General features: G+C 41.2%; 13 protein-coding genes. 6 read left to right on the top strand and 7 right to left on the bottom strand.

The annotated features are described in order from the left end of the window. Window positions 1-46: 46 nt before the first annotated feature. The gene (locus tag PBAL39_RS08355; protein ID WP_008240321.1) at window positions 47-607 is read right to left on the bottom strand and encodes a hypothetical protein; all 561 of its coding nucleotides are present in this window, start codon (window positions 605-607) and stop codon (window positions 47-49) included. A gap of 64 nt (window positions 608-671) precedes the next feature. On the opposite strand from PBAL39_RS08355, the gene PBAL39_RS08350 reads away from it, so the two are divergent. From PBAL39_RS08350 to PBAL39_RS08335, 4 genes are all read left to right on the top strand, one after another. Continuing rightward, on the top strand, window positions 672-1,973 hold the full coding sequence (locus tag PBAL39_RS08350) for a hypothetical protein (RefSeq protein ID WP_008240319.1): 1,302 nt from the start codon (window positions 672-674) through the stop codon (window positions 1,971-1,973). 12 nt (window positions 1,974-1,985) lie between these two features. Next, window positions 1,986-3,131 carry a hypothetical protein gene (locus tag PBAL39_RS08345; RefSeq protein ID WP_008240318.1) on the top strand — a complete coding sequence of 382 codons (1,146 nt, stop codon included), beginning with the start codon at window positions 1,986-1,988 and terminating at the stop codon, window positions 3,129-3,131. Window positions 3,132-3,340: 209 nt separating this feature from the next. Next, window positions 3,341-5,518, top strand: coding sequence for an AAA family ATPase (locus PBAL39_RS08340; protein WP_008240317.1), 2,178 nt, complete (start codon window positions 3,341-3,343; stop codon window positions 5,516-5,518). Continuing rightward, window positions 5,515-6,759, top strand: coding sequence for a hypothetical protein (locus tag PBAL39_RS08335; protein ID WP_008240316.1), 1,245 nt, complete (start codon window positions 5,515-5,517; stop codon window positions 6,757-6,759). The genes PBAL39_RS08340 and PBAL39_RS08335 overlap by 4 nt, the downstream gene beginning before the upstream one ends. A gap of 234 nt (window positions 6,760-6,993) precedes the next feature. On the opposite strand, the gene PBAL39_RS24580 is transcribed toward PBAL39_RS08335, so the two are convergent. The 4 genes from PBAL39_RS24580 to PBAL39_RS08315 form a co-directional block, all read right to left on the bottom strand. After that, a complete protein-coding gene (locus PBAL39_RS24580) occupies window positions 6,994-7,662 on the bottom strand; it encodes a hypothetical protein (RefSeq protein WP_008240315.1) in 669 nt (222 codons plus the stop codon). Window positions 7,663-8,031: 369 nt separating this feature from the next. Further along, complete coding sequence (locus PBAL39_RS08325; protein ID WP_008240314.1) at window positions 8,032-8,694, bottom strand: hypothetical protein; 663 nt, start codon at window positions 8,692-8,694, stop codon at window positions 8,032-8,034. Window positions 8,695-8,706: 12 nt separating this feature from the next. After that, window positions 8,707-9,141 carry a hypothetical protein gene (locus PBAL39_RS08320; protein WP_008240313.1) on the bottom strand — a complete coding sequence of 145 codons (435 nt, stop codon included), beginning with the start codon at window positions 9,139-9,141 and terminating at the stop codon, window positions 8,707-8,709. Between the two features lie 241 nt (window positions 9,142-9,382). Beyond that, entirely contained in the window at window positions 9,383-11,932 is a 2,550-nt protein-coding gene (locus PBAL39_RS08315; protein ID WP_008240312.1) for an AAA family ATPase, read from the bottom strand. A gap of 600 nt (window positions 11,933-12,532) precedes the next feature. Here PBAL39_RS08315 and PBAL39_RS08310 point away from each other — a divergent pair. Together PBAL39_RS08310 and PBAL39_RS25795 are read left to right on the top strand one after the other, a co-directional pair. After that, window positions 12,533-13,003, top strand: coding sequence for a RadC family protein (locus PBAL39_RS08310; RefSeq protein WP_039866313.1), 471 nt, complete (start codon window positions 12,533-12,535; stop codon window positions 13,001-13,003). A 115-nt stretch (window positions 13,004-13,118) separates the two neighbouring features. Continuing rightward, window positions 13,119-13,253 carry a hypothetical protein gene (locus tag PBAL39_RS25795; protein ID WP_255348736.1) on the top strand — a complete coding sequence of 45 codons (135 nt, stop codon included), beginning with the start codon at window positions 13,119-13,121 and terminating at the stop codon, window positions 13,251-13,253. A 921-nt stretch (window positions 13,254-14,174) separates the two neighbouring features. On the opposite strand, the gene PBAL39_RS08295 is transcribed toward PBAL39_RS25795, so the two are convergent. Next, entirely contained in the window at window positions 14,175-15,608 is a 1,434-nt protein-coding gene (locus tag PBAL39_RS08295) for a TolC family protein (RefSeq protein WP_008240303.1), read from the bottom strand. Further along, window positions 15,601-18,768 (bottom strand): efflux RND transporter permease subunit, encoded by a 3,168-nt coding sequence (locus PBAL39_RS08290; protein ID WP_008240301.1) that lies wholly within the window; start codon window positions 18,766-18,768, stop codon window positions 15,601-15,603. The genes PBAL39_RS08295 and PBAL39_RS08290 overlap by 8 nt, the downstream gene beginning before the upstream one ends. Window positions 18,769-18,777 lie beyond the last annotated feature (9 nt).

Genomic DNA, 18,777 nt, shown 5'->3' with positions numbered 1-18,777 from the left:
AAGTTTTGCGAATTATTTATAATTTAATACCTATAATATAATTATCTTATGAGGCTATTCCCTGAATAATCCCGTTAATTTGCCGCTCGCTCAGGCTATACTTTGGTATGAACTCAAAACCATTTTGTTGCATTTGCTCAGGAGTGGCAATGATTGAACCTCTTCCTTCGCCAAACTGGTTTACCACCATTTCTTTAAGGGTTTCTGGAACATTCCCATAGTAGATCGTTCTGAAAAACGAGGCGTCTGCGATGAAACCTCCGAACTCCAGCCAACAATGACCATCCCATTCACCGATGATATCAGTTCCATCTTCTGCAGTTGGCAAAGGCTCATTACAGACAAATATTTTTTTGCTATTGTATTGTAGATCTCCACAGATTACGCTTATAGGAATTTTGGAATGATCAGCAATGATTGCCGCCCATATCGCTGAAATTTGCGTACAATTGAAAGCCCTTTGAGGCATATTCCTGAGCACATCCTTAACAGCGGCCTGGATAAAGGCCATATCGTCTTCGGTTAATTGGTAGGACAAGAAGTTTGCGATTTGCGCGTGTTCTAAATTCTGTGCCAATACGGCTGTTAAATTCTGATCTCTAGACATTGCGTTAATTTTTAAGTGCTAAAATAATGATTTAAGATTTATTTAAATTTCATATTTTCATCCAATGATCAGTGAAGAAAAACTCAAAGGGGATTTAGGTGAGCAGGCCGTGAATACGCTCGCATTTGACACCTATCTAAAATACTGGTGTTACCCTGGTCCGAAGGATGAAAAGGGATCTAGGAAAGAAATATGTGATTTGTTGATTCTTTTCCGCGATACCATGATTATTCTTTCGGTCAAAAATTATGGTTTCAAAGGCAACTATCACCGTTACTTTAGATCTACCCTCGATAAAGCAGTTTCGCAGATTGCTGGGGCAGAAAGAAGATTGGCTGATAGTTCACGCGAACTTTTTATTCGTCATGCTGATCTGGGGGAAATGAAATTTGACTTTGCTAAGTACAAGAAAATTTACCGTATCATCGTCAATCATAACACCGCTCCACTTTTCTATCCGGGAGGGAGATTGACGTCTACTGGAAAATATGTTCACATCTTTAACTGGGATGCTTTTCTATGTGTAGTCAAGGAACTGGACACTATCCCCGATTTTATCCAGTATCTGACCGAGCGAGAGCTAATCTTCAAAGATAAAAAGATAACTATTATGAACGGCACTGAAGAAGTCTGGGATTCAGATGTTCAGCGGTCTTTTTATGATTACAATACTGCGCAACTCGATTCAGGGCCCAATTTTTTGTTGATCTCCGGTACCGAAAATGATTTGCTTGCTGATTACCTCTGGCATGACCGTAAGTTTAATAAGCATTTTTATGATACTACCTATAATGGTGGTAGCTTTCAGTTGGATGATAAATGGCAGAAATATTTGTCACAAAAGGAGGTTCAACGTAAGAAATCCGCTGATTTCGCAAGTTATTTTGTAGACGAATTTTTGAAGAACGAGGTTTTATATAAACAGGACTCTACAAATTTGGAATTGGCCGTGGAGTTACTGTCTCTGAGCAGGTTCGAAAGACGCATCGTTGGCTCGCAATTCCTTTCCATGCTTACGCAGTACAAGCATCTTGATAAAGACAATATTGTGAGGCGTTATGGTAAAACCGGCGATTTGGTTATTGCCTTTGTACTCTACAGCAGAGATATTCCACGGGAAATGATGGTTTTGCTTTCTCAAATTGCGGCGGAAGGGTATGCTTATTGGAACAGATATCAGGATAAAAAAATTGCCATTATTGGCTTTTCACAGGATGCTATAGGCTTTGTATTTGGGCTGTTGAACGTCGAACCTTTTTCAGCAGAGCGGGAAGAGATCACCAGGCTGAACCTAAATGATCTGAAATGGTTCACTAATTTTGAGACATTTATGGTTAACCACAAAGAGTATCCAGATGAAAGATAACTTAACGAAGTAATGTCACTACAAGCTGAATTTATAAAAGGGATAGATAGAACAAAGATCATCAAGGTTTCAGAAAAAATAAGGGAAGCTTGGAATGATTATTTTCTGGAATCTCAGTATTGCCAAAAGCAGATCAACTTTGGCCCCGAAGAGAAGACCAATTATATGGGAGATATGCTGAACTATTTTGATGATACCGTGGAACTTTTAGAACGGATTCCCCTAAAGTCAAACTATCAGCTGGCCTTGTATGATACTGTTTCGGTGCTGCAACTGATGTACATTGGACAGGATCTGATAGATGAACTACGCTTTGTGTTCAAGATGTCCCAAAGTAGCGGCACAGACAAATTACTGATAAGGACATTGAGAAATGAACTTACCGGACACCCCATCAGCAGGGACAAAAAGAACAATTTTATCTCTTCTGTGTTTTTTACACGCAATTCTCATGGAGAGATTATTGAGTACCTACGCTACCATAAGGACAAAGATTATAAGCCTGAAGTTATCCGCCATGAGTGGTCTGAATTGGTGAGGACGCATGAAGCTTATCTTCTTGAAAACTTAAATGACATATTAGCAACGATCAAGAGTAAGCTTAAGCGATATCAAAATCAACTTGCCCAGTTTCTGAAAACCTTCCCCAAGATTTCGCTTGAAGGAATGATTACTAAAACAGAGCACCTGCTCGAGACTTTTTTCGAGCATTCTAATTTATATTCTACGACCAATTTGCATCACTTTTTCCGAAACCAAGACTTACATCCACGTTACAAACATTGTATAGATTGTTTTCTGCGAGATCTAAACCGAGATTTGTTGCAGGTAACAGCGAATCTTAAACAATTTAGGGCCGATGAGCTTCGTGCAGAGGATTCTCAAAGCGATCACCAGGTAATGACCAGAATTGTATTTACAAGCTCGGGGGAGGTTTTTAAAGCCAAGCCAGTGCAGCCCAATATCAGGTATCATTTTTCCAAACTCCGAGAAAAACACCCAGTTTTTGGAATTGAATATTTCATTGAAAGCTACCAGGATGACCCTGTCTTGCTTTGCGAACTGAAGCACATGCAAAGCGCAAATGCTGACGATAGAGAATTCTATTGTTCTTATGAATATCTGCGTCATCTGTTTACCATCAGAGGCTTATTGTAATCTCCATTTTTTCTAGCAATATATTTCCATTGCTACTATTTTTCTTGGACATAAGCCAAATGAACATGATGATCTAAAAATACTTGTTATAGAAATCACCATCGTTTTTATTATTTCATGTTTGATTTGAGGCAGGATGCTGAATATTGTCTCGTCGTAGAATTACTTAGCCACCTGAAGATCTTAACTTTATTTTATATTTTTAGCGGATGCTCGACTTTAGATTACTCGCCATAAGGCCTAGGAAAAACTGCAATCCAGATTTCCTTAAAAATCTGGACAACGACCGGATTTATCAGTTCTACAACGACTATTCATTTTTGGACAATGATGGCATAAAGGTAAATCGGGAAACGGAAGTATCCTTTGTAGACTTCCATTCACGAATCCCTTCGGGTTTTTACGATGTAAAAACCAGAGACGGACAGCCGCTTTCAGTAAATATATCTGCCGTGGTCGGCAAGAATGGATCGGGCAAGAGTACTCTGATTGATCTTTTGCTGGTTGGGATCTATATTTTCTCCAACGAAGCCAAGGTTCTTTATGACCGCCCAAATTTGATTAAGGCCGAATATGAAAGAATGAAAAACCTTGCAGTTCCCTATCTTAAACCGAGTGACGAAGAAATTATTTCCCAAATTCGCAAGCAGGTTTCCGAGGATATTTCCAGTACCGGGCAGCTGGATATCGACGGTATTGTCAGGCTAGCCTGGAAGATGAAAACCGACGCTGAAAACAGCGAGGAAACCTACAGATCAGACCTGAAGTCACTTTTAGCGATGGGCGAAAAAAATTTGGAAGTAAATGAGCTATACCGTTCCATCAAACTCGATATATACTACCAGTTATCGGGAAATATCTATGTTCTAAGGATAGGTACCGTTCATAAAACACAGTGTAAAATCGAACTGGTAAAAAGTAACCTTCCCGGAGAAGGGAGGGGCGTAAATTATGATGAGGTTGGCTCCACGGATTTTAAAGTACTTTTATCAGAATATTTCTTTTACACCATTGGCATTAATTATTCGCAGTTCGGATTAAATGCAAACATCACAGGCCAATGGATCAATTCATTATTCCACAAAAACGATGGTTATAAGACTCCGGTAGTTATCAACCCAATGCGGACCGAGGGAAATTTTGACGTGAATAATGAAATGTCGCTGGCTAAATACCGCCTGCTTTCCAACGTTCTTATCGATGCGGGCTTTGCAGAAGGGGAAGAAAAAAGCGTTCCGGTCACTGAGAAACAATCCGCCTCCAGGGTGATATTTTCGCTAAACATGGAAAAAGTCAAAAGGAACCAGATCAACAGGGAAGGCAGGTCTATTTCGGGATCTAACGGTATGCCCTCATTACTTATCGACCTCTACAGCGTGTTTTTTTCAGGGGTGAAGATTGTACCTATAATGGAGGGCACATCCCCCTACCAGCAGATTCTGGAGAATTATATTATTCAGAAAATAGATTCAATATCCAGTAGATATGATGGATTCCGGGGCGGATATAAGCTCAACCGAGAATCTGGTAATGAAGAGAATCTTCGCTTTCTAAAGAGGTTATTTGAAGAGGGAAGTCATGTTACCTTTAAGTTAAAACAGGCACTTAATTTCCTGCAGCGGACCCAAGACCTCGATGCGGCGAAACCATTTTTTCCAGCAACTGATCTTGATGGTGACGAGGCGGTAACTTTTGATATGCCCATCAAAAAACTTCTTGACTTCATCGGAGAAAACCGTTCCTTTGATCTGATAACATTTCTGCCTCCTTCAATCTTTTCCATCGACATCGTTTTAATTGACGAAAACAGAAATCCTTCTCTGTTTGAATCGTTAAGCTCAGGCGAACAGCAACTTATACACGCTGTGCAAAGTGTGCTTTACCATATTCGGAATCTTCAATCGGTCCATTACAGTGCAGTAGAGCGGATCAGATACAGGGCAATAAATATTATCTACGATGAAATCGAACTCTATTTCCACCCTGATTTCCAGAGAAAATTTACCAATGGCCTTTTAAAGGCTTTGGAGGGCATGCGTTTCGGAGAACGGGCTGGTATTGGTGCTATTAATATTTTGTTTCTTACCCATTCTCCGTTTATATTGTCCGATATCCCAGAAAATAACATCCTTAAACTCGGTGAAGCCCCGGAGCAGTCTTCCCAGATAGAATCAAGGACCTTTGCTGCAAATATCCATGACCTTTTGGGGAATAAATTTTTCCTTAGTGATTCATTGATGGGTGAATTTGCAGATAAAAAAATCAGTGAACTGATTGAAAGGATTTCATCGGGAAACAAAAGGGAGGATGATGACAAGCTCATTGCTATTGTAGGTGACTCTTTTTTAAGGGCAGGACTTGAACGCTTTAATGCAGAAAACCTATGATAAAGATCCATATCCCGGCTGCCGAACTCCCATCACGGAAAATGCAATATTATAATCTGATCCAAAATGCCATCAGGATCCGTTTACGCAATCTGAGAGTTTCACTTGAAAACCTTATTAACCCAACAACCATTGATATTTCTTCACAGCCCTTGGGAAGCATTAATGCAGTGAGTTATAAGCTAATGAAACTAATTGATCCAGCATCAACGTCCAAAACAAGACCACAAACGGCAGACTATGAGATGCAGACCAAACTTTTCCGTAGCAAAAATGCCACAAAAATCAATGCGCTGGATCTAAAATTCGTGATTAATCTACTCAATGATCTGGACGTTAAGAATGACTTGCTTTATATTCTACTTACCAAAGAAGCAGACGGTATAAAAGGCTTTAACGATAAATTGATCAGCGATTACAGCATTGATGAGATAAAACACCTCAACATTATCAAACTTGCTTTTAACTATGAAGAATTTGACCGTGACATAGCTTCCGAGATCAGAAATTACTATTGGTCATCAGTAGATAAAATCTCCTATACTTTTTGCCCTTACTGTAATCTGGTAAAAATTGCCCCTGATAAAATGCCAAATGGAGGTCAGATAATCATCGGTACACTGGATCATTTTTTTAACAAGGATGATTTCCCGCTTCTAAGCTACTCGATGTTCAACCTAGTTCCCTCGTGCCAGCCCTGTAATATGGTTTACAAGAAAAAAATAGGTTTTACCGAACTTTATCACCTTAATCCCCACTATTCTGGAGCAAATAAAAGGATGCGGTTTGAGCCGAAATACAAAGGCGATTTTAGGAAAATGGAAGAAATAACAATTTCTCATCATTTTGCCGATACAACTCTTGAATATCAACAGCTTATGGGCGACACTAAATTACCAAACCCTTTTGAACTGGGCAATCTGAATGTATTCAACATCCTAAACCGTTACAATCCTGATGCGGTAGATAGCGCAAAAAATAGGTTAGATCGTATTGACGCTACAAATAAAAATATTCCTTACATCAAAAAGCACCTGCAGCGTATTTTCGGAAAACCGGATCCAGAAGTTTACAGGGACTGGTATCTTGCAAATATGGAAAGTTCTTTTGATGAAAAGGATTTTGGCCAAAGGGCTTATTCCAAATTCAACCGTGACATGCATGATTTTTATTACCGGGTCATTGACACCGATAGCGTCAATGATTTCGTCAGGCAGATCAATGATCATGAAGAGGATTAAATTAAAGGGTACAAACTACGAAAATTAAAAAGAGTGACGGCGGCAAGTCAGTTGAAAATACAACCTCACGCCTCCATAATGGGATTGATTACGGCTATGCCAGGTGAGCTTCAAAATAGAGCAACGGTATGATAATTGCCAACTCGAAGATATGATTTTATGTACTTTATCAGTAATTGCCCAGCAGATATTCCTGCTGGACAATTACTGGTGTTTAAGTCTTTATGCCAATAATCAAGCAATTCCGTGTTTTAGCCGGAAATCTGGATCACTCATGTGGCCGCTATAAAAAGTTGGCAGTACTTTGGGTTCACCATAGCCAATATTTCCAGCAATACGTGGCAGCGTTATAGCTACCGATGCATGTCTGCTCGGTTTTTTTGCCTGTTTAGGATAATCGTATGTCACGGTCATCAGTACATCGGTCTCCATTGTTTTGATATCGACCTGAATAAGCCAATCCAGTTCCCCTTGATCAAATCCGCCATCTATCCCAATCATTCTCATCATTTTCTCATTATAAAACACCCTGTCTTCGGCATAGGCTATCGCCATCTCATTGATATCCGTCCATATATTCTCTGACAATTGTTCATTGGTGGTAATTGTCTTGTAAATTGCCGTAGCAAGAATGTCGCTGGATGGAAGTCCAGATGGTAGATTTTCCAAAGTTTTAAGGCGCTGCTCAACCAAGAGCGATTGAAGAGGTATGATGACAATTTCTGCATCATTTAGTTTCTCAACTGGACATCTTTTGTCAGCAAGCAGTGCGGCTCGCGAAGCATAACCGAAATAAGCCGCCACGAGTTCATGCGCATGGGAGGATTTCAATTGGACGTTGTAATTGTTTAGGATAAAGGTGCGCAAAGAATCAGCGCAAGCTTTCGTAATTTCAAAGTTCATTGCAATTATTTTTGAAGCCGGACTTTTTGATCGTCGTGAGTGTTTAAGGACAACCATGCCAGCGTTTAACCAAAAAATTGCTGTTTGACTTGTCTATTATTGATTTCATCTTGCGTTTTAGCCACTCACAACTAGGGCGCTCGATTCCTTACTCGAAAGTAAAAATAATAATTTAAAAAACAAGTATAATAATTTAAGATTTTGCTAACGAAGTACGGTCAGCTTCAACGGTTGGTAGATAAGCAAACTATAAACGCTTAATAGGTGACAATGTGGAGATGTAATAGAGTTTCGGTGATATCGGAAAACCTATAACTGGAATCATTTTTTTAGCTGAAAATTTGTTCTATAAATTCTCAAATCGAAAAACTAAAACCTTCGGCGTCTTCTAATTCTTCGATCTTTTGGTATGTTTCTATTCAACAACCATATCGCAAGACCTGCTAAAATTCCCCATGGCCACCATGAAAATTTATCATCTTCTACTTTCTTTATCAGTTGATCAGCATAAGACAGCATATGCCGGTTGGTACGGTCATTTAAAACAAGATCTGTTAATGCCTCATAATCCAGATCCCTGTCCACTTCGGAAAGGGTAATGACAAGAACAGGTGAAAGGTCTGATTTGTATTTCAGATACTTTTCACTATTGATTGGATTTGTAACAACAATTTCAATATAAAAAGGTAGCCCATCGATAATGATAGTAGCATCAGGAATCACATCTTTGTACCATACTTCAGTTACAGGATCAGCATAAGTAACAATCCCTTTGTGTGCAATGTTTATCCGATTGTGATCCAAGATGATTTTCTTAGCGAGAAGATGCAGCTCAGTTTCCGGTGTTGGATTACAGTTGCCCCGATTACTATGCCTAAAATGCTTTCTGCGGGTCGTATTTAGCACAGCCTCCAGTGTTCCTTTGCATTCATAACATATGCAATCACATTTTAGGCCAGTCAAGCTAACCGTACCGATTGGCATAATTGCTTCGGTTTGCCTTTGAACACCAACGATGATCTGTCCCTTCATTAACTGCTTTTCCTAGTCTTGCGTTTCGGATAACAAAGATAGATTTTCAAACTGCTGCTTCGCCCGTTTATACGCTGTTTTTGAATATATCCTTGGTTCGCGATTCACATTTGCGATGATCTCAGGGATACTGAGTACGTTATAACGTTGTTCAGCCAGTGCTGACCTGTCGGCAGAGGATAGGCGACAAAACGCGATCAGTGATTTCACCTCGTCGATAGTCATCTTGTATCGCTGGACACCTGTTGGCAGCTTGATATTTATATAATCGAGATAAATTTTCTCCCTTGTGCCTGGAAAGGAAAAATGGCGCTTCATGCCATGCGGATCGTAGTTGTCACCAACTAGACGTCTGGCATGTTCAGGATAAGTTTTGCTGGTATCTTCAACAAATCCGTTTTTCAAAAGGATGTCAATAAGCTCATTGGAAGCTTCGTAGTTTTTCATATTTTGGATTTATAAATGGAATGACTACTCTAAAATTAAAAAGTTTTTATCGTTCTTCTGCAGGATTTTAAACTTGTTGAAAAGTTAGTGGAAAAACCAAAAGCCAATGACCCCCTGTCGCCAAAAAGCAAAAGCCTGCAACCCTTTATATTTCAGACAGGTTCTAGAAAGATTAAAATTGACAAAGCGGGGTCATACAAATTGGTTTATCCAATAGACTTCACTTTAATATGTTAATAGATTAAGATGTGAATATTTTTCTGATGTTCGTGAATTCTTTGTAATCAGATTCAAAACCTAAAAGTGTAGGGCTGTTATCAATCTCTCCCGGATTACTATGCCCGATAAGAAAACCACAGCATCTTTCGAATATTTCATTGATTTTGTCTTTGTGATCATTAATCGACTGGCCCTTAACTTTGGCAAATGAAGTCAATGCTACGTTTTTTTGATAGCGTTTTACCGTTCCCTGGAAAATTTCATGCTCTACACAAAGTTCAACAGCAGAACGCAGATGACCATACGCTTCTCCAGCGACTTCACTTTCTGGTCGTCCTTTAGGAGTATTGTGTAATAGCACCTCAATTTTTTTAATTACACTTTTTATGGTGTTTATTTCTTCCGCTTCTGAAATTACGCCAGTCTCCTTGTATTCATTTTTTGTATTAAGGAATTTGCTGTCCACGCTTTTGAATAAGGGCAAACTTGAAGTATAAAGAAGACTGTTAAAAAGTAAAACACTATGCGTAAATATCACAACTTGTCTATCTTTTGATAGTTTAATGAATCTTTTTGCTACATCGTCAATGATATGGTGATCAAGACTATTTACTGGGTCATCAAAAATTACAGGGGCTTTAGAATTGTCAAGTTGTAGCTCTGTTAGAAATTCGGCCAAAGCAATTGCCTTTTGTTCACCTTCACTTAGTATGTCAGTAAGCTGGTATTGATTTATTTTTTGTGAGATTTTTGAATTTCCTTTATCGGTTCCAAAACTCAAATCAATTTTGAGATGCGATTTGCCGAATGCTTTCAGCTCGGTTTGAAAAATGTCATCAAAATTTTGACTGATTAGTTCCTCTCTTGCTTCACTGGTCTTCCTGCTAATCGAATTGCTGCTGAAGTCGGTTGCCTTGGAGTTTAATAGTTTTAGGCTCTTTTTGTTCTGAATTACTTTCTTAATATCAACCTCATTGTCTGCCAGTAATTTTCTGTCCTTTAATTCGTCTATTTCCTTTTGTAAAGCAATTACTTTATCAGAGATGGTTAATAGTGATTCTTTTTTAGTCGCAAGAGTAGTTGTTAAGGAGGTTTGTTTGCCTTCAATAATTTTAATTATTGCTGGATAATCTACATCAAAGCTCAGGTCTTTGGTCAGTGTATTGTTAATGAAATGAGTTTTAAGCCCGTTTAGCTTTTTATTAAATGCCGTTAATTCAGAAGGCTGAACGGTTTTGGATGTTGTATCCATCCCAAATGAAGGGTGATTTAGAATGTGATTATCTTCAATTAGTTTAACTTTATTGATGATGTCAAGCCTACTTTGAATTAGTTTTTTTAGATCATTTTCTGTAGTATCATTCAGGAGATTCTTATAGGATAGCAATAATTTTTGCGCAGGCTCTTCTAAAGGCTGATTGCAATAAGCGCAATTGTCTCCCTTTTTAGGGTAGGGCTGATCTAGAAGATTGATGTAATGGTCAGCAGAAGTCAGGAAATCTTTAAATTGTTGGGTTTCATAAAACTGAATTCCATTAGCTTGTGCAATGTCTTTCAAGCCAAGTTTAGTTTTTCCTTCCAGTGTAACGATGTCTTCATTTAGCTTGAAAAGTGCATTCCATTCGGTTTGAGTAAATGCTAATTGTATACTTTTAATTTTTGTTACAAGAAGTCCCAACTCTGAGATTTGGCTGTTTAAATTGTTAATTTGTGTATTTAAAAGTTCTTGGTTCAAACCTTTAAGATCTTTTTCCTTTTGCTCAACTGCCGCTGTAATATCTGTTGGGAACTCGGAGAGTTCTTTTAGTTTTAAGTCTGTTGATTTTTCTGAAAGTTCTGTGATAAATTTGTGTTGTGGTGTCCCATCATGTAATGCTGCTGCGCAGAGTAAGGTTACAGGGTAGGCTGCTTTTTTCGAGTTGAGAAGTGTTGAGAGTTCGGCTAATTCGCTCGTAACTATATTAAATAAATGGAAGCCTATTGGCGACACAATTAATTTTCTGTCAGATAATGAGATTTGAACGCAGTTGTTATTAAATACAGAAATATTGGATAGTGCATCGTCAATATTGGCTCCGTTCCAGGTGAAGGTTTTGGCCACACCATTTACGTTAAAATCAATGAGAGCAGATTTAGATTCTGTCGTGCCGAAAATATTATGATGAATGGTTGTTTGCTGTTCGTAACTGAATCCAAGGGATTTTAATATTCTTCCATAGCCTGTTTTCCCTGTGCCGTTTTCACCATAGATAACTGTTAAATTATCTGCAAAGGTCATTTTTTGATTTTTAGCAAGTCTGTTAACCCCGGTAATATTTGAAAGGGAAGATAACTTTATATCTTTAGTGGTAGCAGTAAATGTAGGTTTGATTATAGTTACAGGAGTTAATTTTTTGGTTGTCCGTAAGGAATCTATAAAGTGATCAAATATTTCCTGCCTGTCAACAGCAGGTAATGCTACCTCTGTTTTGACAATTTTATCTACCAATAATTTTGCCCAATCACCTTTTGGATCAGCCCATTCCCATAAAAAATCGATTATTTCTTTTTTTGCATTAGTTGTTGAGGCCATTGTTTGAGGTTTAATTTATTTGGTATTTCAAAGGTAAACTAAAGGATTAACATATTGAACAGAAGTTTTTTAAGGTGTGTGAAAAGATTCAATGTTAATTTTAAATCTTTATTTAGGAAAGGTACTGTACTGCTTCTGTTTTCCGATAGCCCCGCTTTTCAATCGGAGTTTATTTTACCCCGTTTAGTATTTTATAGGTGCTGTAGCCGCCCATGCAGGAAATGCCGGATCATCCATTTTGCTCTCTTCGCTTCGCGGCATTCCTTCTCCCACTTTTCCTGCTGCTCCGCAAGAGCATGAAGTATGCACTTGCGCTTTCCCTTTGACCCTTTAAGAGACAAGTTTTAATGACGGGGAGAAAGAGGATGAACTTTTTAAGAAAAAGGGCAAAAAAGGAAAGCGAAGGTTGATGGCGGCAGAAGGGGCGGCTCTTAATGGTTCTACGAACCACCCTACGGGACTTATTCCGCCCCATTTTCTGCCTAGCCATCCTTTCTGTTGCTTTCTTTTTTGTCCTTTTTTCTTTGGAAAAAAGCTCTGTTAGGACAGGGACAAGGAAGAAGAGTTAACAGATTTTTTAACCTTTTATTTTTCTTCATTATGAGCGTGCAAACCCAAAACCCTTTTTTTTCAATTTCAGAGATCAAAGTGAGCTATCAACCTAAATTTAAAGCATCGGAGCGGCCACAGGTCACTACATCGCAACACGCATACGACATCTTTTATGAGAACTGGAATCACGACGTCATCGAGATGACCGAGCAGTGCTATATGCTTTTACTGAACCGTTCCAATAGAGTAATTGGCATTAAAGAGGTTTCAAGCGGGGGAATGACTGGGACTGTAATTGATCCGAAACTGGTTTTTTCAGTGGCTTTAAAGAGCTTATGTACTGGGATTATCTTATGTCATAACCACCCCAGCGGACGTCTGAAACCAAGTGAAGCCGATTTAATGCTTACCAGAAGACTGGTAGAAGTGGGTAAATTACTTGACTTGCAGTTGCTTGATCACATCATCCTGACCAAGCACTGCGGCTTCTATTCTTTTGCCGATGAAGGCATCATTTAAAATTCCAATCCCTATTCACTCAATCTATCCTAATATGTGTTGTACAGAGAAAACCCCGAAAAAAGCACTCTTTGAGCTAGCTAAAGCCCTGAAACATTTTTATAATCTTGAAGATATGCAGATGCACCAAGGTGATTTGCACACGGCTAATGTAGCGGAGAAACTGGTAAGAAGCATCATTGAAGATAACGGCTATACGGCCAGTTACCTGAAAAAGCGGGGAACAAGGTTGTTTAAATTCCGCAGATAATTAATTGATTTTTTTACGGGGAGCAATCCCCTTTTTACATAAACCTATGTTTTCAAATTTAGATACAAATGGACTGATACTGATTTCAATTGGTCTAGTGATCCGTTTTTGGGTCGGCAGGCGCAGGTTCAGGCGCAGAAATATTGCAGGTATAGAAGTATTCTCCAGCTATTTAACAGCTGTAGCTATCCGGTTTTTGGAGCGGTTTTTTAATCTGTTTGGATTTTTGCTGATAGTTTTTGGAGTGATTACTGTGCTTATGAGATTATAACAGTAGCTATTTTTAAACGTTCAAAGCCAGCAGATTTTAACCTGCTGGCTTTTCATTTTCAGATGTTGTAGGATAATTTTTTAAATTGATATTGAGCAAGTTAAAAACGAATTTCCTGAAATTGAAAAAGCACTTTAGGAAATCCTATTCTAATTCCTATATTTGCATTACGGTTCAAGCTAATGGATCATCTCCAATAGCAGCCAAAAGCATTAAATCGTCCTTGAAAGAGTTCAACATTTGTAACTCTTGGGCTACGATCCCGCTTTACGATGAGTAGAGCGGGATTTTTTGCTTCCTAAAACAACGATATCTGCGGATCTAATGATCCTTTTCCCAAAAATGGACAGTTGCCGATGATTTTGTATTTAAAGTTTTTGGTCGTCAATGACCTCCTTAATAACATCATTCGGTCTGCATTAGTACTGGATTGATATTCAGAAGTTTTCCAACTGTCCCATACAGTCGGGAATTCAGGCTCTAAAATTCCTTTTGCGATAGTTAAATGAACATTTTCTGTATTGTAGTGAGGAGGGTATTGTCAAACATGTAATTGATATTATTGATCCTGATACAGATTTGTTTTTTTAAGATCAATAAAAAAGCGCACATTGGCAATAGCCAATGTGCGCTTTTTACTTTAGAGATACTTACTTCCAGCCACCACCAAGTGCTTTATACACATTGATGGCTGCATTCAGTTGTTCCTTTTTAGTTTCCACCAGCTCCAGTTTTGAAGCCAGTGCATCTCTTTGTGTCATCAGTACTTCCAGATAGTCTGCCCTTGATGACCTGAACAGGTCATTAGAGATGTCTATAGATTTCGTTAGGGCCTCTACTTCTTTCGATTTGAGCTCATAACTTTTGTCCAGATTGCTGATGCTGGACAGTGAGTTGGACACCTCCATATATGCATTTAAGATGGTCTTTTCATAGTTGTACATGGCCTGGATCTGTCGCGCATTGGCACTCAGGAATTCTGCTTTGATGCCATTCCTGTTGATCAGCGGGCCAGCAAGGTCCCCCACCAGGGAATATAACATTGATTCCGGGAACTTTACCAGGTACGATGGGTTGAATGCCTGAAAGCCAAATCCCGCGGAGATGCCAAAAGAAGGATAGAATTCTGCCCTTGCAACCTTTACGTCCAGCTTGGCGGCAACGAGTTCAAGTTCTGCCTTTTTGATGTCCGGACGGTTGGCCAGCAATTGTGAAGGAATTCCAGTCTGAACCATTGCAGGCATGATGTCGAAGAAGTGATGCTGGGTTCTCGGTATTGCCTGTGGATAACGGCCAAGCAAGGCATTGATCTTATTCTCCGTTTCTGTGATCTGTTGCTGGATGTTGAACTCGAGACTTTGAGAGTTCAGTACTTCTGCCCTGAATTTCTGCACGGCGAGCTCTGTCACCCTGCTTGCTTCCTTTTGAATCTTTACCACTTCAAGTGCATTTTTCTGCAGGGCGATGTTCTGTTTGACGATCTCCATCTGACTGTCCAATGCCAGGAGTTCATAGTAGGAATTGGCAACCTCGGCGATCATATTGGTGAGGACAAAATTTTTGCCCTCAACGGTGGAGAGGTATCTGCTTACTGCGGCTTTTTTTGCATTATGGAGTTTCTTCCAGATGTCTACTTCCCAGTTGGCATAAGCCATGGCGCCGTAGTCCATCAATGGATCAGGAGTTTCTTTTCCAGGAGCGATTTCCGTAGAAGCGTCACCGGCACCCTGACTGGTATATCTACCCACTTTTTCGACACCAAGGCCAATTTTTGCACCTACGGTTGGCAGGATCTGTCCCTGTTTGAGTCTGATGTCATTTTTTGCTATTTCTATCTCTTGCAAAGTAATCATGAGCTCCTGATTGCGATGCAGGGCAGTGTCAATCAGACTGACCAGGTTGCTGTCCCGGAAAAAGCTACGCCATTGCAGGGACGCAGTGTTGGTGGTGTCGCTGCTGTTGTGGTAAGATGCAGGGACTGCGTTGTTCTCCTGGCGTTGTGTAATGGCTGGGATTTTACAACCTGTTGCTGCCAGGCAGATGCCCAGCAGCGCTACACAGGTATATATCTTATAATTATTCATTGTGGTCAATGGCTTCTGTTAATGGATTTTCTTCTTCATGTTTGACGAGCACTATCTTTTCTGCAATCTTGCCGAATATGTAGTATAAGCCCGGAATGATCAGTACGCCGAAGACCGTTCCGAAGAGCATACCCCCTGCGGCGGCAGAGCCTATGGTTCTGTTGCCGATGGCACCAGGGCCGGAGGCAAAGGCCAATGGGATAAGGCCTGCGATAAAGGCAAATGAGGTCATGAGGATCGGGCGGAACCTGACGGCAGCACCCTCCAGAGCGGCGCTCAGCACAGATGCGCCCATGCGGTGTTTCTGTACCGCAAACTCGACGATCAGTACGGCATTTTTGCCAAGCAGTCCGATGAGCATCACCAGGGAAACCTGCGCGTAAATGTTGTTCTCCAGTCCGCATAACTTCAATACAAGGAAGGCCCCGAAGATCCCTGCTGGCAGTGAAAGGATGACCGCCAAGGGTAAGACGAAACTTTCATATTGCGCGGCAAGGATCAGGTATACGAAGCCGAGGCAGATGAGGAAGATATATATGGCCTCGTTGCCACGTGCCACCTCGTCCTTGGAAATTCCGGCCCAGTCTATGCCGAAACCTCTCGGCAACGTCTTCGCAGCTACTTCATTGATGGCACTAATAGCAGCACCGCTGCTATAACCTGGTGCAGATGAACCACTGATCTCTGAGGCATTGTACATGTTGTGCCTGGTGATCTCAGACAGGCCGTAGACCTTCTCCATCTTCATGAAGGCAGAGAAAGGCACCATCTCATCTTTGTTGTTCTTAACATAAAGTTTCAATACATCTTCCGGAAGGGCCCTGTACTGCGGCAGTGCCTGCACCATCACTTTATACTGACGGTCAAACTTGATGAAGTTGGTTTCGTAATTACTACCTACCAGTGTGGAAAGGGTATTCATGGCATTCTCTATGGTTACACCTTTTTGCTGGGCGATGTCATTGTCTACCCGCAGCATATATTGAGGAAAGCTGGCGCTGTAAAAGGTAAACACAGAAGACAGTTCCGGACGTTTGCTGAGCTCCTTTACAAAGTCGCGGCTAACGGTCTCCATTTTCTTGAAGTCGCCGGTCCCTGCCTTATCCAGCAGACGCAGCTCAAAACCACCAGCTGCGCCATATCCCGGTACTGCCGGAGGCTGGAAGAACTCGATGGTGGCGCCAGTAATTTCCTGGGATTTCTCCTCCAGCTCATGGATGACTTCCTGCACATTGTGTTTGCGTTCATCCCAGCTTTTGAGGTTGATAAGGCAGGTTCCGGAGTTGGCACCGGTACCCTCGGTGAGGATTTCATAACCTGCAAGGGAAGAAACAGACTTTACGTCTTCCATCCCCTCGGCAATTTTCTGCAGGCGTTCGGCAATTTGGTTGGTACGCTCCAGTGAGGATCCCGGAGGGGTTTGGATGATGGCATAAAACATCCCCTGGTCTTCATTGGGAATAAATCCCGAAGGAAGGTTATTGTTCAGGAAATAGGTGCCGATGCAGAAGGCGATCAGCATACCGAAAGTAACGGACCTGCGGTTGACGATGCTGCCCAATATACGCTGGTACTTTCCGGAGAGACGGTTGAAGCCGTTATTGAAACCATCCAGAAACTTGTCCAGTCCTTTTTTCTTTTTTGGTTTTCCATGATTGTTTTTGAGCATCATGGCACAAAGCGCAGGTGTGAGCGTCAGCGCAACTACACCCGAAAGGATGATGGCGGTGGCCATGGTGATCGAAAATTGCCGGTAAAATATACCCACAGGTCCGGACATAAAAGCAACGGGGATAAATACCGCAGCCATCAGGAAGGTGATGGCAATGATTGCACCGCTGATCTCGTGCATGGCTTTCTTGGTTGCCTTAAACGCGGAAAGGTGTTCTTCATGCATCTTGGCATGTACCGCTTCAATGACCACAATGGCATCATCTACCACGACCCCAATGGCGAGCACTAGTGCGAACAGGGTAATGAGGTTCAGCGTGATGCCGAAGAACTGCATGAACACAAAGGTTCCGATGAGCGATACCGGAACCGCAATCGCCGGGATCAGCGTAGAACGCCAGTCGCCGAGGAAGAGGAATACCACAAGGCCTACCAGAATAAAAGCTTCAACCAATGTGTGGATGACCTTTTCAATGGAGGCATTCAGAAACTTGGAGACATCATAGCTGATCTCATAGTCCACTCCTTTAGGGAAGGATGTTTTTTTGATTTCCTCCATTTTGGTCTTGATGTCTTTGATCACCTGACTGGCATTACTGCCATAAGATTGTTTGACAGTAATCGCGGCAGAAGCATGTCCGTTTAGGTTGGAATAGATGTCGTACATGGAACTTCCGAATTCTACGTTGGCCACGTCTTTCAGGCGCAGGATTTCTCCATTAGCACTGGACCTGAGGATGATGTTCTGATAGCCCTCTTTCGTGGTAAAGCGACCCGGGTATTTTAGCACATACTCAAATGATTGAGAACGTTTACCAGAGCTCTCACCGGTTTTACCTGGGGAGGCTTCAAGACTTTGCTGGTTCAGGGCCTCCAGCACTTCATCAGCAGAGATTTTATAGGCCAGCATGCGGTCCGGTTTCAGCCAGATCCTCATGGCATATTCGCGGTTACCGAGGATGTCGGCTACGCCGACGCCGTCGACCCTTTTCAATTCAGACAGTACGTTGATGTCTGCGAAGTTGAAGAGGAACTTCTGGTCCATCTTAGGGTCTTTGCTGTAGAGGTTGATGTACATCAGCATGTTGGACTCCTCGCGCGTAATTTTCACCCCCTCACGAACCACAAGTGGAGGGAGTTTATTGACTACGGAGGCTACACGGTTCTGAATGTTTACGGAGGCCTGGTTGGGGTCGGTACCCAGGTTGAAGACCACCTGGATGGTGGCTTCGCCATCGTTGCCCGCATCAGAAGCCATATACTTCATGCCCGGAACGCCGTTGATGGCTCTTTCCAGTGGAATGATGACCGACTTGATCATGAGCTCGCCGTTTGCGCCGGGGTATTCGGCGGTAATGTTCACCTTAGGTGGCGAGATGGAGGGGAACTGGGTAACAGGCAGGTGGGTCATCGCCAGCACGCCGAGAAATACGATGATGAGCGAGATGACTATCGACAGGACCGGCCTGTGTATGAATCTATTGAACATAAAAATATC

The sequence above is a fragment of the Pedobacter sp. BAL39 genome (assembly GCF_000170795.1).
Classification (GTDB): domain Bacteria; phylum Bacteroidota; class Bacteroidia; order Sphingobacteriales; family Sphingobacteriaceae; genus Pedobacter.
This window is presented reverse-complemented; position numbering and strand designations above follow the sequence as displayed.

Coding starts and splice junctions, on each gene's coding strand:
- PBAL39_RS08355 (WP_008240321.1), bottom strand. CDS start 607: ATGTCTAGAGATCAGAATTTAACAGCCGTATTGGCACAGAATTTAGAA.
- PBAL39_RS08350 (WP_008240319.1), top strand. CDS start 672: ATGATCAGTGAAGAAAAACTCAAAGGGGATTTAGGTGAGCAGGCCGTG.
- PBAL39_RS08345 (WP_008240318.1), top strand. CDS start 1,986: ATGTCACTACAAGCTGAATTTATAAAAGGGATAGATAGAACAAAGATC.
- PBAL39_RS08340 (WP_008240317.1), top strand. CDS start 3,341: ATGCTCGACTTTAGATTACTCGCCATAAGGCCTAGGAAAAACTGCAAT.
- PBAL39_RS08335 (WP_008240316.1), top strand. CDS start 5,515: ATGATAAAGATCCATATCCCGGCTGCCGAACTCCCATCACGGAAAATG.
- PBAL39_RS24580 (WP_008240315.1), bottom strand. CDS start 7,662: ATGAACTTTGAAATTACGAAAGCTTGCGCTGATTCTTTGCGCACCTTT.
- PBAL39_RS08325 (WP_008240314.1), bottom strand. CDS start 8,694: ATGAAGGGACAGATCATCGTTGGTGTTCAAAGGCAAACCGAAGCAATT.
- PBAL39_RS08320 (WP_008240313.1), bottom strand. CDS start 9,141: ATGAAAAACTACGAAGCTTCCAATGAGCTTATTGACATCCTTTTGAAA.
- PBAL39_RS08315 (WP_008240312.1), bottom strand. CDS start 11,932: ATGGCCTCAACAACTAATGCAAAAAAAGAAATAATCGATTTTTTATGG.
- PBAL39_RS08310 (WP_039866313.1), top strand. CDS start 12,533: ATGAGCGTGCAAACCCAAAACCCTTTTTTTTCAATTTCAGAGATCAAA.
- PBAL39_RS25795 (WP_255348736.1), top strand. CDS start 13,119: ATGCAGATGCACCAAGGTGATTTGCACACGGCTAATGTAGCGGAGAAA.
- PBAL39_RS08295 (WP_008240303.1), bottom strand. CDS start 15,608: ATGAATAATTATAAGATATATACCTGTGTAGCGCTGCTGGGCATCTGC.
- PBAL39_RS08290 (WP_008240301.1), bottom strand. CDS start 18,768: ATGTTCAATAGATTCATACACAGGCCGGTCCTGTCGATAGTCATCTCG.